This is a genomic window from Enterococcus sp. C76 (assembly GCF_040886985.1).
GTDB lineage: Bacteria > Bacillota > Bacilli > Lactobacillales > Enterococcaceae > Enterococcus_B > Enterococcus_B lactis.
Window position 1 is genome coordinate 218387 of sequence record NZ_JBFOEY010000002.1, and the last position, 15473, is coordinate 233859.

General features: G+C 39.5%; 13 protein-coding genes. 1 reads left to right on the plus strand and 12 read right to left on the minus strand.

Translation table 11 applies throughout. From position 1 onward, the window contains the following. Position 1 precedes the first annotated feature (1 nt). From rhaD to rhaB, 3 genes are read right to left on the minus strand one after another with little or no spacing between them, the layout of a single operon-like run. A complete protein-coding gene (gene rhaD, locus AB3I00_RS03520) occupies positions 2-847 on the minus strand; it encodes a rhamnulose-1-phosphate aldolase (RefSeq protein WP_002293380.1) in 846 nt (281 codons plus the stop codon). A 13-nt stretch (positions 848-860) separates the two neighbouring features. After that, positions 861-2117, minus strand: coding sequence for an L-rhamnose isomerase (gene rhaA / locus AB3I00_RS03525; RefSeq protein WP_002315597.1), 1257 nt, complete (start codon positions 2115-2117; stop codon positions 861-863). Further along, positions 2114-3574 carry a rhamnulokinase gene (gene rhaB / locus AB3I00_RS03530; protein ID WP_002336141.1) on the minus strand — a complete coding sequence of 487 codons (1461 nt, stop codon included), beginning with the start codon at positions 3572-3574 and terminating at the stop codon, positions 2114-2116. Before rhaB ends, rhaA begins: the two co-directional genes overlap by 4 nt. 152 nt (positions 3575-3726) lie before the next feature. Here rhaB and AB3I00_RS03535 point away from each other — a divergent pair, with 152 nt between their 5' ends. Next, the gene (locus AB3I00_RS03535; protein WP_002315595.1) at positions 3727-4596 is read left to right on the plus strand and encodes an AraC family transcriptional regulator; all 870 of its coding nucleotides are present in this window, start codon (positions 3727-3729) and stop codon (positions 4594-4596) included. Between the two features lie 116 nt (positions 4597-4712). Here AB3I00_RS03535 and AB3I00_RS03540 read toward each other — a convergent pair whose 3' ends face one another. The 9 genes from AB3I00_RS03540 to tgt all read right to left on the minus strand — a co-directional run bounded on the left by AB3I00_RS03540 (position 4713) and on the right by tgt (position 15313). Then, positions 4713-5612 carry an AraC family transcriptional regulator gene (locus tag AB3I00_RS03540; protein ID WP_002293388.1) on the minus strand — a complete coding sequence of 300 codons (900 nt, stop codon included), beginning with the start codon at positions 5610-5612 and terminating at the stop codon, positions 4713-4715. A 163-nt stretch (positions 5613-5775) separates the two neighbouring features. Continuing rightward, positions 5776-6600 (minus strand): sugar phosphate isomerase/epimerase, encoded by an 825-nt coding sequence (locus tag AB3I00_RS03545; protein WP_104764258.1) that lies wholly within the window; start codon positions 6598-6600, stop codon positions 5776-5778. A 10-nt stretch (positions 6601-6610) separates the two neighbouring features. After that, on the minus strand, positions 6611-7906 hold the full coding sequence (locus tag AB3I00_RS03550) for a TRAP transporter large permease (protein WP_002329715.1): 1296 nt from the start codon (positions 7904-7906) through the stop codon (positions 6611-6613). 15 nt (positions 7907-7921) lie between these two features. Then, complete coding sequence (locus tag AB3I00_RS03555; protein ID WP_002293392.1) at positions 7922-8401, minus strand: TRAP transporter small permease; 480 nt, start codon at positions 8399-8401, stop codon at positions 7922-7924. A gap of 5 nt (positions 8402-8406) precedes the next feature. Further along, positions 8407-9435 carry a TRAP transporter substrate-binding protein gene (locus AB3I00_RS03560; RefSeq protein WP_002293394.1) on the minus strand — a complete coding sequence of 343 codons (1029 nt, stop codon included), beginning with the start codon at positions 9433-9435 and terminating at the stop codon, positions 8407-8409. A 16-nt stretch (positions 9436-9451) separates the two neighbouring features. After that, complete coding sequence (locus AB3I00_RS03565) at positions 9452-10558, minus strand: glycoside hydrolase family 105 protein (protein ID WP_002309738.1); 1107 nt, start codon at positions 10556-10558, stop codon at positions 9452-9454. Between the two features lie 230 nt (positions 10559-10788). After that, positions 10789-13386, minus strand: coding sequence for a bifunctional acetaldehyde-CoA/alcohol dehydrogenase (gene adhE, locus AB3I00_RS03570; RefSeq protein ID WP_002341075.1), 2598 nt, complete (start codon positions 13384-13386; stop codon positions 10789-10791). 304 nt (positions 13387-13690) lie between these two features. Then, the gene (gene yajC / locus AB3I00_RS03575) at positions 13691-14071 is read right to left on the minus strand and encodes a preprotein translocase subunit YajC (RefSeq protein WP_002293398.1); all 381 of its coding nucleotides are present in this window, start codon (positions 14069-14071) and stop codon (positions 13691-13693) included. Positions 14072-14167: 96 nt separating this feature from the next. Continuing rightward, the gene (gene tgt / locus AB3I00_RS03580) at positions 14168-15313 is read right to left on the minus strand and encodes a tRNA guanosine(34) transglycosylase Tgt (RefSeq protein ID WP_002294183.1); all 1146 of its coding nucleotides are present in this window, start codon (positions 15311-15313) and stop codon (positions 14168-14170) included. Between the last annotated feature and the right edge of the window lie 160 nt (positions 15314-15473).

Genomic DNA, 15473 nt, shown 5'->3' on the forward strand with positions numbered 1-15473 from the left:
GTCAGACACCTGCTTTCGTATGAACTTCCTCCAAATAACCTGCTTTCGGAGTAACACCAAACGCATCTGCTAAGCGCCACAAATTCTCGTCTGTGATTGTTTGCAAGATTGGTCCTTGCGCTTTGACGTACGTATAGACTTCTGCTGCCTTTTCTGCTGTCTCGATCAAACCAAAGACTTCATCCATGTCTTTTCCTGACCCGTAGATTCCATGTTGCGGCCATAAAACCAATCGAGTTTCTTTCATTTTTTCAGCTGTTGCTTCCCCAATCTCATTTGTTCCCGGAACCATCCACGGAATGATGGAAATCCCTTCTGGAAAAACAACTAAGCATTCCGTGCACATTTGCCACAGCGTACGACTAAAGGAACGTTCGTCTAATTCATGCGTAAAGCTCATCGCTAATAAATGGCTAGCATGGCAATGCATAACGATCCGATTATCTGGGTCTACTTCTAAACGGGCGATATGACTCATAAAGTGACTTGGCAACTCGCTTGTAGGAAGGCAGTCATTTTCTAACCCCCACAAAAGCTCTAATGTTTTGCCATCCTCGGCAACTCGAACGATTCCAAGGTTTTCGGCAGGTTCGCTCGCTACATTTTTAAAATATCTTCCTGAACCAGTTACAATAAAATAGCATCCTGCTAAACGGCTGGCATCAAAAATCATCGAGATGCGGCGGGTCACTTTTTCAGGATCCAAGAACGGTGTGATCTCTTCCTCTTTGAGTAAATAAGAAATATTCCCGCCATTTCGTTCATCCCATCCCAAGCGATAAAGATTCGATGTCGTTTCAATCATTTCTTTCACATAAGGCGCTTGTAAAATATCTATTTTTTTCAATATAGCCACACTCCTATTTTCTTAATCCCAACACGTCTTTTTGATATTCTTGGACTTCTTCTAGCCAATCCAAACCAACTGGAACTTGATTTTTGTAACAGAAATAATTCCATACATCGGCATACGGGAAATCTTTCAATTCTTCCGTGTAAGCCATTCTTGAAGTAAAGTCAAAAGCCAGCTCCATTTCTTTCAATCGCTTAACTGGTTCCAGCATAGCTTTCATCAATGCTTTTTGTGTATTTCTCGTACCAATGACCCAAGCAGCGATACGATTGATTGTTGCATCAAAGAAATCCAGACCGATATTCGTTTTTTCCAGTAATTCGTTACGGACTAATTCTTTAGCAATTTCCTGCAATTCATCATCCATCAAAACGACATGATCTGAATCCCAACGAACTGGACGAGAAACGTGCAACATGATTCCTTTGCTGAATAAAGCTAAGGAAGACAATTTATTGGAAATCACTTCTGTTGGATGAAAATGTCCAGCATCTAGACAAACAAGTTTGTCACGAGTCAACCCGTAACCCATATAAAATTCATGGGAACCGACTGTATAAGCTTCAGCGCCTAAACCAAATAGTTTGCTTTCTACTGCATCTTGTACATACCCTTCATCTAGCTCTTCTGTAAAAATTTCATCAAGCGATTCCATCAAACGTTTCCGTGGGGTAAAACGGTCGATTGGATTGTCTTTCATCCCATCAGGTACCCAAAAGTTATTGATACATGTTTGTCCAGTTTCTTTTCCAAAGTATTCTGCGATTTTGCGGCTTCTTTTCCCGTGTTCGATCCAGTATTCACGAACTTCTTTATCTGGGTGAGCTAATGTAAAGCCGTCTTTCATCATTGGATGCGAAAAGAAAGTCGGGTTGAAATCAAGACCGATCTCTTCTTTTTTTGCCCACTCTACCCATTTCTCAAAATGCTTCGGCTCAATCTCATTGAGATCGACCGCTTCTTCTGTGTCCAAATAGATAGCATGAAGATTCAACTTATGTTTGCCCGGTATCAACGAATATGCCTTCTCCAAATCTTGTCTAAGCTCTTCGGGTGTCCGTGCAGCTCCTGGGAAATTTCCTGTTGCCATGATTCCACCAGTCAATTCGCCATCCGGTGTCAAGAAACCTTTGACATCGTCTCCTTGCCAGCAATGCATAGAAATTTTGATGTCTTGCATCTTTTCTAGTACAGCATCTGTATCTACACCGATAGTTGCATATCTTTCTTTTGCTTGTTCGTAATTTCTTTCAATCGTGTTCATACGATTACTCCTTTGATTTTATTCACGTACCATTCCATCGTGTTTTGCTTATTTTCATCTGGGTAAAAAGTTTCACATGGAAACGACTGTTTGATTACATTTCTTGCTTGTTCTATATTCGAAAACTGACCTGTACTGAGCATTTGCATGGCTACATTCCCGATTGCTGTGGCTTCACTAGGACCTGCTTCTACAATGATTCCGGCATAATCTGCTGTCAATTGATTCAGTAAGCGATTATTCGATCCGCCCCCTACGATGTGCAGTTTTTCCAATTTCGTTCCAGTCAAGTGTTCTACTTTGATCAGCTCTTGTGCGTAACAAAGAGCAAGATTATCATACACACAACGAGCGAGAGCTCCCGGTGAAACAGGGACTGGCTGCTCTGTTTCAAAACAGTATTGCTGAATCTCTTCTATCATATTTTTAGGATTCAAAAATCGAGGGTCATTGATTTCCATCACTTGTTGCAGTGGCTTTTCTTTTGCAGCAAGTTCTGCCAATTCCGCGTAACTGTATTCGTACTCCTGCATTCGAGCAACTTCCTGGATCAACCACATCCCCATGATATTTTTCAAGAAACGCACCGTATTATGAGCGCCCCATTCATTCGTGTAATTCTCAGAAAAAGCGGCGCGAGAAACATTGGCGATCTTTGTTTCCATCCCTAAAAGCGACCATGTCCCACTGCTGATATAGCCCCACTGTTCTCCTTGCCCTGGTGTGCCTAATACAGCTGACGCCGTATCATGACTTGCTACTGTGATAAAGGTCACATCTGGCAAATCATATTTTGAGAATTTTTCTTTTTGCAAATCTCCCAGTATCGTTCCCGGCTCTGTCAATGGAGGAAATAATCCCTTCGAAACACCAACTTTTTCAAGAAGTTCTGTTTCCCACTCTTTTGTCCCTGCATTCAGCAGCTGCATAGTAGACGCATTGGTTTTTTCCGTCACCATATTGCCAGTAAAGACGTAGCCTAAATAATCAGGAATCAATAACAATTTATGTGCTTTTGCCAAATGGTCTTTTTCTTCGACAAACAATTGGAATAAGGTATTGAAAGGCTGGATCTGAATCCCTGTTTGCTCATACAACTTATCTAGAGAATAGCTTTCAGAAAACTGTTTTACTGCTTCATCGGTACGATCGTCCCGATAAGCGATCGGATCATTCAGCCGTTCCCCTTGTTTGTCAATCAAACAGTAATCGACTGCCCATGTATCGATCCCTGCAAAACAGCGATCGATCCCTGTTTTCTTTAATTTTTCAAATCCAATCAAAATCTCTTCGATAAGATAATCGATCTTCCAGCGGTCATGACCGTCTTTTTTTCGAAAGCCGTTCTTGAATCGGTGTACTTCTTCCAAGACTAAAGAACCTTCATCATTTCTCGTACTTTTCATTAGTCGTCCGCTTGACGCACCGATATCGATGGCAACAAATGTCGGATTCATTTCTCCACCTCTTTTACTTTATTGTTGATTAACACTTCCTTAATAAAGCGTTATCATTTATTAACAATGCTATCATATTACATAAACTTATATTTTGCTTCACACTATTTTGGTATATAATTGCATTATCTTGACAAGTTGGGAGTGTTTACATGGATTACTGGGAAAAAGCCAATCACTCATGGTCGGAAGACTCAAAAAGAGTGATCTTGACACCTACGCAAAGAAGTAGGAATTTATTTTTTTATATCCAAGAAATCGGCTACTTTAAAGCGCCGGTCCCTTACTATACTGAACGAGCACATTTACCTTCTTATTTGATAAAATTTACTTTGTCTGGCGAGGGTTTGCTTACATATAAAGCTAATCAGCACCAGCTAAAAGCTGGAGACCTCTTTTTTATTGACTGCCAAGAATATCAGCGTTATCAAACGATTAGCGAAGAACCATGGGAAATGGATTGGATCCATTTGAATGGTCAGAGCGTCCAATCATTTTATCAAGAATTCACAAAAGACGGCCATAACACCTTCCATTCGACAGGTGATCCATCAGAAAACAAGATCCATCATCTGATCACAGAATTGATCCACATGCAGCAAGGTGCGAATGCCCGTACCGATTTCCAGTCCTCTGTAGCTATCCACGAGCTGTTGAATGAACTGATTTTGCAGAAGTATCAGCTGGATTTCGAAGAAGAAGATATTCCCCCTTACGTTTATAAGCTTAAGCAATACTTGGACGAACACTTCAAAGAAACGATCACACTTGATCAATTAGAACAGCAATTTTTACTGAATAAATATCAGCTGAGCAAAGATTTTTCCAAATTCATCGGTTCTCCGCCAATCGATTATTTAATCAGCAAAAAACTCTCTTACGCTAAAGACCTTCTTCGGTATACAGAATTTACTATTCGAATGATTTCCGAAGAAATCGGAATCGAGAATTTTGCTTACTTTAGTCGCTTGTTCAAAGCAAAAACTGGATTATCACCGAGAGATTTTCGTAAATTTAGCTGATTCATATAATATGTACGCACTTTTTTTAAAAGATATAGTAGAATAATAAAATAACCGCAGTTTCTGCTTCTATATAAACAACAGCAGCTACTTCGGTTATTTTGGGGTGGTTATTCTCATTGTTCATCTTCAAAATGTTCATAATGAATAAGCTGGTTTTGTGTATCGCGTTTCAAAAATTCTTTAGGCGTTATACCAAACTCTCTCTTGAATGCTTTCAGAAAATGCGGATAAGATGAAAAACCACTTTTACTATATACAGCACTAGAACTACGGTACTCTCGCAACAAGTGCTTGGCATAGATCAGCTTTTTCTTCATTACATACTGATGAAACGTAAATCCAGTGTACTTTTTGAATTCTCGGGTGATATGGTATTTGCTGACAAAAAATTGCTTCTCCATTTCCTCTAAAGAAAGCGGATGAGATAAATTTTTTGAGATATATTGTAACATTTGTTCCACACGCTCATTTGGAACTACAGCATTCTGTTCTTGCGCACTCTCTTCTTTTTGTACTACTTGATTGAGAAAAATCAAGTATTCTACCAGAGCTTGTTCATATTTTATGTCTTCACCGTAAATTTTTTTATCAGGAGGGTGGTCGATAAATGATAATTTTTGCTTCAATACTTCCTGTTCGACTTGCAATACACGACTCCTTTTCTCTCCCATTGGTTGAAAACAAGCCGATAGATTAGACCATGGTGTGGAACGACTTCCCAGAAAAGAAGGGGTAACAAAGATATAGACACGCTCAAATACATCTGAAGACTGGCGGACGATACGATGCAAATCGTTGGAATGGATGAGCAGCACACTTCCTGCTTTGATCGTAAATTGCCGTCCGTTCAAATAAAAAGTCGCTTCGCCCTTTAATGTAGCATGGATTTCATAGAAATCATGGTGATGGTAGATTGTTTTATTTTGGCTAACGACATCTTTGACATGATAGATTTCATACTGATCAGAAACCATCGTATTGACTTGCTCACCGCTTATTTTCTTTTGAAGCATGTGCTGCACCTCCTTTGTTCAGTTGTGCACAATTATATTATATCACGTTTTTTGCAATCAAAAAGAGCTGCTTTTATATACTCTTATAAAAAAGAAGAGACGTGACATCTTCTAGCCCCGCCCCCTCCATTCTAAATATTAGTTAATCAATGTCTTCTTTACATTATTCAAGAAGACTTCTTCCATAACGAATCCCATCATCTTTTGTTTCTTCAAGAACCACATACAGATACGGACGGTTCTTCTTGATGATTTCTTTGATTTTTGTGTACTCGATCACACCGTCTCCCAAATTTACCGGCACGATTTTTTCCTGTTCGACACGAAAATCTTTCAAATGAACCGCACATATCTTTTTACCAAAACGCTCAAAAGCTTCTTCTACCAATTGGACTTGTCCTTGATAATCAGTACTTGTAATCAAATTTGTCGGATCTAAAATGATTCCTAGATAGTCCGAATCCACTGCTTGGATCAGCTGCTCTACTCTTTCTAAAGAATACACCGGATGATTCAAACCTGGTTCTATCCCCACCATCATTTGGTATTTTTCTCCAGCTTTTACCAAGCGACGGATAACGGACACTGCTTCAGCAAATGCTTCATCTGTGAAATTTTCTTCCGTATATTGGATTTCCGGCAAAACACATCCCGTTTCCGAAGCAACCATTGACGCACCAAAGGAAGAAGCATAGCGAAGATACTGCTCGAACTTTGTCAGCAACTCTTCTCGTATCGTTAAATCTGGATGAATCATATTGATATAGCAACTTAAAATTCCTACGGACACTTCTTGCTTTTCTAAGACACGTTTGACATAATTTCCCATCCCAGAATTGATTTCGTTTGCGCCAGAAGACATTTCAGGAAACGAAAGACCTAAGGCGAGCTGCAGTGTATGGATCCCTTGTTCTTTTGTTTTTTCTGCAAGATCTTCTATCGTTTGGACTTGGGAAAGATCATGTCCTCTAATTGTAATGTTCAACATAATTATTCTCCTAACTCAGCATATTGGGTAGCCACATGACGATTTGCGGGAAATAGGTAATCAAAAACAAGACGACTAGGATAATCCCATAAAACGGAAGAAGTGGTTTCAGCATGGCTTCTGCTTTTACGCCTCCTACACTTGCACCGACATATAACCCTGTACCTACAGGAGGTGTAATTGAGCCTACACACAGATTCATGATTGAAAACAATCCATAATGTACAGGATCAACCCCTACACTTGTGACGATCGGTAAAAATATTGGTGTAAAAATCAAAATAGCAGGCGCTACATCCATAAACATACCCACAAGTAATAACACAAGATTGACTAATAACAGAATCACTAGCTTATTATCCGTTACCCCCATAATCAACGAACTAATTGCCTGAGGAATACCGGTAAACGCCATGGCGAAAGACATCATGGAAGAAGTAGCTAATAAGAACATGATCGTCCCTGACATTGCTACTGATTGAAACAACATATTAGGTATATCTTTTAGTTTTACCGTTTTATAGTAAAACATAGCAATCAACAGGGAGTAAATGACAGCTATCGCTGAAGCTTCTACTGCTGTAAATATCCCCGTCAAGATACCACCGATAATGATGACAATCAATAGAAGGCTAGGAATCGCCTCTTTTATTATTTTTCCAGCATGAGCCATCTGTCCTTTTTCGACAACAGGGTATTTATTCTTTTTAGCAACGATGAATGCTACTAGCATGATTCCTAGTGCCCACAAAGCCCCTACGAGATACCCTCCCATAAATAAAGCCGAAATCGAAGCACCACCAGCAACAAGTGAATACATGATAAAAGCAGTACTTGGAGGAATGACCATACCTGTCGGAGCTGACGCGATATTGACCGCTGTTGCAAACTTCCGGTCATATCCTTCTTCCACTTGCTGAGGGATCAAGACTCCGCCAATCGCGGTAGAAGCGGCAATGGCTGAACTAGAGATGGAACCAAATAAAGCATTCCCTAACACATTCGTATGAGCTAAAGCCCCCGGTACGCGTCCGACGAACAACATCGCAAAATCCACTAGTTTCTTGGCTATCCCTCCATTATTCATGATAATACCTGAAAGAACGAAAAACGGAATAGCGATGAGCGAAAAACTGTTGATGCTTCCCACCATTTTTTGAGCTGAACTAAAAGCAGAAACATCAAACGGTATAACTAACAATAAAGTCATCATTGATGAGAACGCAATACTTATAGCAATCGGCATCCCTAATACAAGCAACACGACAAATACAAAAAATAACACTAATCCGGCTTCTATTGCCATTTTATTCCTCCATTTTTATATTTTTTCTTGAATTGCTGGCTTGTTGCTTAATGTATCGATTAGATTGATCAGACTATAGATAATGATGAGTATCCCTGAGACAGGTACTGACAAATAGACGTACCCCATCGGAATGCTTAAAGAAGGCGAGATCTGCCCCATTGTCAACGTGACAGCATTCCATCCGCCATACACCATGATCATCGCAGCAAATACCAGAAACAAACTTTGAACAACGACTTCTAAAATTTTACTTTTTTTACCAGATAATTTTTCACTTAAAACCGTTACGGCTAGATGTGCTTTTTGTCCCACAACATACGCGGAAGACAACATGGCAAACCAGACAAGTCCGAATCGAACAAGCTCTTCTGTCACCGTATTCGGATTTCCTAAAACCGTTCTGGAAAATACTTGCCATAAAACGACAGCGACCATCCCAACAAGCAAAACAGCTCCTAGGATCTCTAACACCTTATTTAAAATCATTTTCATCACAGCTACGCTCCTTGCTCTTGGATCTTTTGATAAAGGTCTTTGTAGGCAGGATCATTTTTGAATGTATCATGAAGCGGTGCGACTGCCTCTCGAAACGGTGTATTATCTACATCATTGAATTGAACTCCATGTTCTTCTTGTGCTAAAGCTTTTTCTTCTTCAATTGCTCTGGCAAAAGCTTCGATTTCAAAAACCGTCGATTCTTTTGCTGCTTCTTCAATCGCTTTTTCCTGTTCAGCAGTTAGCTGTTCTTTGATAGCATCATTCATGATGATGATATCGGGCACACGTGTATGCTCATCATAAGAATAGTATTTAGCTACCCCGCCATGTCCAGCTGTATACAAGACAAACTCATTGTTTTCTGATCCGTTGATCAAATTGGATTGAAGAGAAGTGTATACCTCATCACTTCCCATGGGGACTGGCGAACCGCCTAAAAGCTCGACCATTTTAATAGCTGTTTCGCTTTGCATCACACGGATTTTCTTTCCCTTCAAATCTTCCGGTGTATGGATTGGACCGTCTACCATATAAAAACTGCGTTGACCAGAATCATAATAGGTCAATCCGGTAAACCCTAAATCTTTGGTTGATTGGTAGATTGGTTCCATTATTTCTTCGTTATCCATCACCTTAAAGAAATGTTCTTCATCATTGAATAGATAAGGGACTGAAAAAATCGAATAATCTTTAGAAAAACTTTCCAATGCTGAGGCACTTACTTTTGTGAAATCTACTGCTCCTGACTGTGTCAACTCGATTAGTTCCCGTTCTCCACCCAGTTGTCCATCTGGAAAATACTGGATCTGTACGGAACCGTCTGTTTTTTCTTTTACTAAACGCCCAAATTCATTCATTGCATCAATTACCGGCTGGCTGTTGCTTGCGTAAGCAAAGCGCAAGGTAACTGTCTCATTTACGTCTGCATCTGCGACAGTTGCCACACTAGAATTATTTCCGCAGCCGCTTAGACCTAGCAGACCTAGGCTAAGCGAACTTGCTGCAAACAGCAGTGATGTTTTTTTCATATGGGTTTCCTTTCTTTTAACAATAAGAGACGAGCAATTCTGTCAAACAAAGCACCGTTAACGACTGTCCATAAGGCATTGCTGTGATTCCGATATTCCGATAAAAATCTAAACTATCCCCCATTCCTGTCCCGATTGAAACGTTTTGGACTTCTCCTTTTTCATCGATTTGTTCAAGCAATCCTTGGATAGCACGATAAGCGACTTCTTTATATTCTTGCGGCAAATAACGTTTATGGACCGCTTTCAAAATACCGTAAGCAAATCCTGCAGTTGCAGAAGATTCCACATAAGAAGAAGGATCATCTAACAACGTATGCCATAAACCGCTTTCAGATTGATAAGTTTTTAATGCGCGCACTTGTGCTTCAAGTGTTTCAATCAACAATTTGCGCAATGCATCTTCTTTCGATAGTTCTAAGATCTCGATGATTTCTGGAATAGCAATCGTCAACCAGCAGTTGCCACGAGCCCAAAATGCTTCGGCGTAGTTATGATTTCCTTCAAACGTCCAGCCGTGATACCACAACCCTGTTCGTTTATCCATCAAGTATTTGATGTGGATCATAAACTGGTAACGTGCTTCTTCTAAATATTCTGGGCGATTCAACAGTTTCCCGATTTTTGCCAAAGGAAGCACTGTCATCATCAATGTATCATCCCACAGCTGATTCTTATTTTCCGGTCCATATGTGGCATGTTGCAACCCCTCTTCATTTGTCCGAGGCATGTCATTCATGACCCATTCTGCCCATTGTTCTAAATAAGGCAAATAGCGTGAATCTTTCGTGTCTTCATACAAGTAAGCCATCGTCAACAACGGGGCCATCGTATTGACGTTTTTTGGCGGAGCGCCTTCTTCCATCCGATCTTCAAACCATTCATTGACTACTTGATAAGCGCGAGGATTTTTTGTCATCTGGTAATTTTTATAAATACCGTATAATCCGACACCTTGTGGCCAATTCCATACTGTCCAGCTTTTGTCATCTACTTTCAATCCATCAAAGTCCAATAAAAATTCACCGTTATCGTCTTTGATCGTTGTCAGGTTTTCAACGAGCAGGTCAATTTTTTCTTTCACTAATTCTTTAGGTACAAAAATCTCTTCTTTAATAATCATCTTTATGCCACCTTTTTTAAACGCTTTCATTTTTATATCCTTAATATAGCAGTAATACCGTTCACTATAAATATCGCTTTTTGAACAAAAACTGTCTAAAATTGACCTAAACGTTAAATAACAAAAGTAACTTTCAAATACTTAGAAAACAAAAAAAGAACTTGGAGAAACAACGTTTTCCAAGTTCTTTTTCATCTATTTTTTTATCTCTTTTCTATGCTTTCTTTTGCTTATCCATTGTAAGCATCAATGATGATTTGTTTCAATTCAGAGATCAATGGTTCTTTCGGATTAGCTGTCGTACATTGGTCTTCGTAAGCTAATTCAGCCATACGGTCTACGGTAGTATCTAGTGTTTCTTGTGTGACTCCTTGAGCTTTTAGACTCATGTTGATGCCGACAGATTTTCCTAATTCATAAACAGCAGTTGCTAAAGCTTCGACTAATTCCTCTGTTGTTTCGCCTTTCAGACCTAAGAATTTTGCAATATCTGCGTAATCTGTATCTGCACGGAAATAGTCATATTTAGGGAACATCGCATGTTTTTGTGGATCTTTTGCATTGTAGCGGATAATATGCGGTAAAAGAATCGCATTTGTCCGCCCATGAGGGATCCCGTATTCCCCACCGATTTTATGTGCGACTGAGTGACAAATACCTAGGAATGCGTTAGCAAACGCCATACCAGCCATTGTAGAAGCGTTGTGCATTTTTTCACGTGATTCCATATCAGGTGTTTTCACTGATTTTTCTAAATAGTCAAAGACTAATTTGATCGCTTGCAGACTCAATCCGCGTGTATAATCTGAAGCCATGACTGAAACATAAGATTCAATTGCATGCGTCAACACATCCATTCCTGTATCTGCTGTGACAGATGCTGGAACTGACATAACGAATTGAGGATCGACGATTGCGACATCCGGTGTCAATGCATAATCTGCCAACGGATATTTCACATGTGTTTCACTGTCAGTGATGACCGCAAATGGTGTTACTTCAGAACCAGTCCCTGATGTTGTCGGGATACATACGAATTGTGTCTTTTCTGGTTTATCGATCTTGTATGTCCGTTTACGGATATCCAAGAATTTTTGTTTTGCACCGAAGAAAGATGTGTCTGGGTGTTCATAGAACATCCACATTCCCTTAGCCGCGTCCATTGCAGAACCGCCTCCAAGAGCGATCACTGTATCTGGCTTGAAGTCTGCCATCAATTTCGTTCCTGCGTATACGGTATTTGTCGATGGGTTCGGTTCAACCTCTGAGAAGACTTCGATCTTCACATCATTTTTGCGTCGTGCCAATACTTCACGAACTGTATCGCAGTAACCGAATTGGACCATACCTGGGTCACAAACGATCATGACACGTTCAACATTTTCCATTTTCTCTAAGTACAATAGAGAATTCTTTTCAAAGAAGATTTTTGGCGGTAATTTGAACCATTGCATGTTATTTCTCCGTTTCGCTACAGTTTTGACATTGATTAAGTTTACAGCAGAGACGTTACGAGAAACAGAGTTCTTACCATAAGAACCGCATCCCAAAGTCAATGACGGAATCATTTCGTTATAGATATCACCGATGCCGCCTTCTGCAGATGGTGTATTCACTAAAATACGACAAGCTTTCATTCGAAGACCGAATTTGACATGCAACTCTTCGTTTTCTGAATGGATAACTGCTGTATGTCCTAATCCTCCAAGATTCAACATACCTTCACACAAATCGAACGCATGGTCCGTGTTGTTAGCTTTGATCATGGCAAGAACTGGAGAAAGTTTTTCTCTTGAAAGCGGATAATCTGGTCCTACGCCTTCCAATTCAGCAATCAGCATTTTCGTTCCTTTTGGTACACTGATTCCTGCCAAATTAGCGATTTCCATCGCAGAATGTCCAACGATTGATGGATTGACCGCATATTTCCCTTCGTTCATCACTGCATCTTCCAATTTTTGCAATTCATCTGGTTTTACGATATAAACTTGGTGTGCTTGGAATTCTGCTTTTACTGCTGCGTAGATTTCTTTGTCCACGATCACAGCTTGTTCAGAAGCACAGATCATCCCATTATCAAATGTTTTCGAAACGATCAAATCGTTCACTGCACGTTTGATTTTTGCTGTTTTTTCAATATAAGCTGGTACGTTACCTGGACCTACACCTAAAGCTGGTTTTCCTGTAGAGTAAGCAGACTTGACCATTCCAGCTCCACCTGTCGCTAAGACGATCGCGATACCTGGATGGTTCATTAGCATAGAAGTCGCTTCGATCGATGGATGTTCAATCCATTGGATACAATTTTCAGGAGCTCCGGCAGCGATAGCAGCATCACGTACCACTCGTGCTGCTTCTGCAGAAGATTTTTGGGCACTTGGATGGAAAGCAAAAACGATTGGATTTCTTGTTTTCAACGCGATCATTGATTTGAAAATCGTTGTGGAAGTCGGATTCGTTGTTGGAGTTACTCCGCAAACCACACCGACTGGTTCAGCAATTTCAATCAATCCCTTTTGGACATCTTCATTGATTACACCAACTGTTTTATCATGTTTGATATTATGCCAAATATATTCAGACGCATACATATTTTTGATTGCTTTATCTTCGTAAACACCGCGACCTGTTTCTTCCACAGCCATTTTTGCTAATGGCATATGTTGATCTAAAGCTGCCATTGCCATTTCATGCACGATATGGTCCACTTTTTCTTGATCAAAGCTTTCCATTTCTTTCAATGCTACATTTGCTTTTTCTGCCAAACCATCAATCATTGCTTGTACGTCAATTGTCTTCGTTTTTTCTTTTTCCATTACTTTAGCCATCATTATCCTCCTAATGGGTCATGGTTATTTGTTAAATCATTCACATGTATATCATACAATATTTGTTTTTCTATGTAAACACTTTTTTGTGATTTTTTTCACAGTTATTTTTAAATATAAAATCCCTTTATTTATAAGTGTTTACATGGAAAAATATATAAAGTTATTTATTATTATTTATATGACACATCCGATTATTCAACGTTGAGCAATGTATCCTATGCTCTTATCTCTTTCTTTTTTGAATAAAAAATGAGGTAGAACACCTTTCTGCCCTACCTCGTCTTTAAATAAGCTTTGATACTTATTTTTCTTTTTTCTCTTCTGTCTCTTCCAGCGTTTCTGTTGTTTCAGTTTTTACTTCAACTGTCTCAGCTGGTTCTTCTGTTGTTTCAACAGTAGTCGTTGCATCATTTGTTACGACAGTTCCTGGTTTGACCGTTTTGATTGCTGCACGATCGTACTCAAGGAAGATCCCTTCGCAGTCTATAACGACTGTCCGTTTATCATTGTCGATTTCTGAAACAACTCCGTGTAATCCGCCGATTGTTACGACTGAATCACCTGGTTTCATGCTATCTAACAAGTTTTGACGTTCTTGCTGTTGTTTCTTTTGCGAACGTGACATAAAAAACCACATTGCTAATAGCGCGATAAACATCACAAGCATTGGTAATGATCCCATTTTTTTCACCTCACTAATTCTGTATCTACAAAAAACACTTTAGCAGAAAAATGCTGCTAACACTAGTTTTTTACTTAATTTTTAAAAGATTTTCCTTTAGAAACTTTTTGCGTTTTCTTTATTGAACCCGTATTCTTCAAAAAAGGCTTCTCTAAATTCAAGCAAATTATCATCCATGATTGCTTGACGCACTTGTTTCATTAGATTCAACAAGAAGTATAAATTATGGTAAGAAGTCAAACGAATGCCAAATGTTTCATCACATTTGATCAAATGGCGGATATATGCACGTGTATAGTTTTTACATGTGTAACAATCACATTTCTCATCAATTGGACGGAAATCATGGGCATATTTCGCATTTTTCACTACTAGACGGCCTTGAGAAGTCATACATGTGCCATTTCGAGCGATTCGAGTAGGCAAGACACAGTCAAACATGTCTACTCCACGGATAACACCATCGATCAATGAATCAGCAGCACCGACACCCATCAAGTAACGTGGTTTGTTTTCGGGGATCAACGGTGTAGTGAATTCTAATACACGGTTCATTTCTGATTTAGGTTCCCCGACAGATAACCCGCCGATTGAGTAACCAGGGAAATCCATGCCGACTAGATCTTTCGCGCTTTGACGACGAAGATCTTCAAATCCTGCGCCTTGAATGATTCCAAATAATCCTTGACGGTCTGGGTTAGCATGAGCTTTCAATCCTCGTTCTGCCCATCGAGACGTACGTTCTACTGATTTTTTCACGTAGTCGTAACTTTCATCGAATGGTGGACATTCGTCAAAACTCATCATAATATCAGAGCCCAATTTATTTTGGATGTTGATTGCTTTTTCTGGTGATAAAAACATACGCGAACCATTCAAGTGGTTTTTGAAATGCACGCCTTCTTCTTCGATATTCCGCATATCACTTAATGAAAAAACTTGAAAGCCGCCTGAATCTGTTAAAATCGGTTGATCCCAGTTCATAAATTTATGCAGTCCGCCAGCTTCTTCTACTAAGTCTTCACCAGGGCGTAGCCATAAATGATATGTATTACTTAAAATAACGCCAGCACCCATTTCTTTCAACTCTTCTGGGGACATTGTTTTTACTGTAGCTAATGTTCCTACTGGCATGAACATTGGTGTGGGAAAAGTTCCGTGCGGCGTGATCAATTCCCCTAAACGCGCGCCAGTATGTTTTTCTTTCTTGATTAAACGATAGCGAATGGCAGGTTGCGTCATTCATTTCCCTACTTTCTATATAAAATATCTTGACAACTCCCACCATCATAATCGTTTCAAGTGCTTTTTGCAAGTTCCCTCGGCTTCCTTCTACTTTATTTAATATTCTTTTTTTTATTTTTTTCATGAATAACAAAAAAGAAAAAAACATTATGACAGA

Bases quoted from the DNA above. Each gene is read 5' to 3' on its own strand.
- yajC (WP_002293398.1), bottom strand. From the start codon at position 14,071: ATGGGATCATTACCAATGCTTGTGATGTTTATCGCGCTATTAGCAATG.
- AB3I00_RS03535 (WP_002315595.1), top strand. From the start codon at position 3,727: ATGGATTACTGGGAAAAAGCCAATCACTCATGGTCGGAAGACTCAAAA.
- AB3I00_RS03550 (WP_002329715.1), bottom strand. From the start codon at position 7,906: ATGGCAATAGAAGCCGGATTAGTGTTATTTTTTGTATTTGTCGTGTTG.
- AB3I00_RS03565 (WP_002309738.1), bottom strand. From the start codon at position 10,558: ATGATTATTAAAGAAGAGATTTTTGTACCTAAAGAATTAGTGAAAGAA.
- rhaA (WP_002315597.1), bottom strand. From the start codon at position 2,117: ATGAACACGATTGAAAGAAATTACGAACAAGCAAAAGAAAGATATGCA.
- AB3I00_RS03560 (WP_002293394.1), bottom strand. From the start codon at position 9,435: ATGAAAAAAACATCACTGCTGTTTGCAGCAAGTTCGCTTAGCCTAGGT.
- tgt (WP_002294183.1), bottom strand. From the start codon at position 15,313: ATGACGCAACCTGCCATTCGCTATCGTTTAATCAAGAAAGAAAAACAT.
- AB3I00_RS03555 (WP_002293392.1), bottom strand. From the start codon at position 8,401: ATGAAAATGATTTTAAATAAGGTGTTAGAGATCCTAGGAGCTGTTTTG.
- rhaB (WP_002336141.1), bottom strand. From the start codon at position 3,574: ATGAATCCGACATTTGTTGCCATCGATATCGGTGCGTCAAGCGGACGA.
- adhE (WP_002341075.1), bottom strand. From the start codon at position 13,386: ATGGCTAAAGTAATGGAAAAAGAAAAAACGAAGACAATTGACGTACAA.
- AB3I00_RS03545 (WP_104764258.1), bottom strand. From the start codon at position 6,600: ATGTTGAACATTACAATTAGAGGACATGATCTTTCCCAAGTCCAAACG.
- AB3I00_RS03540 (WP_002293388.1), bottom strand. From the start codon at position 5,612: ATGCTTCAAAAGAAAATAAGCGGTGAGCAAGTCAATACGATGGTTTCT.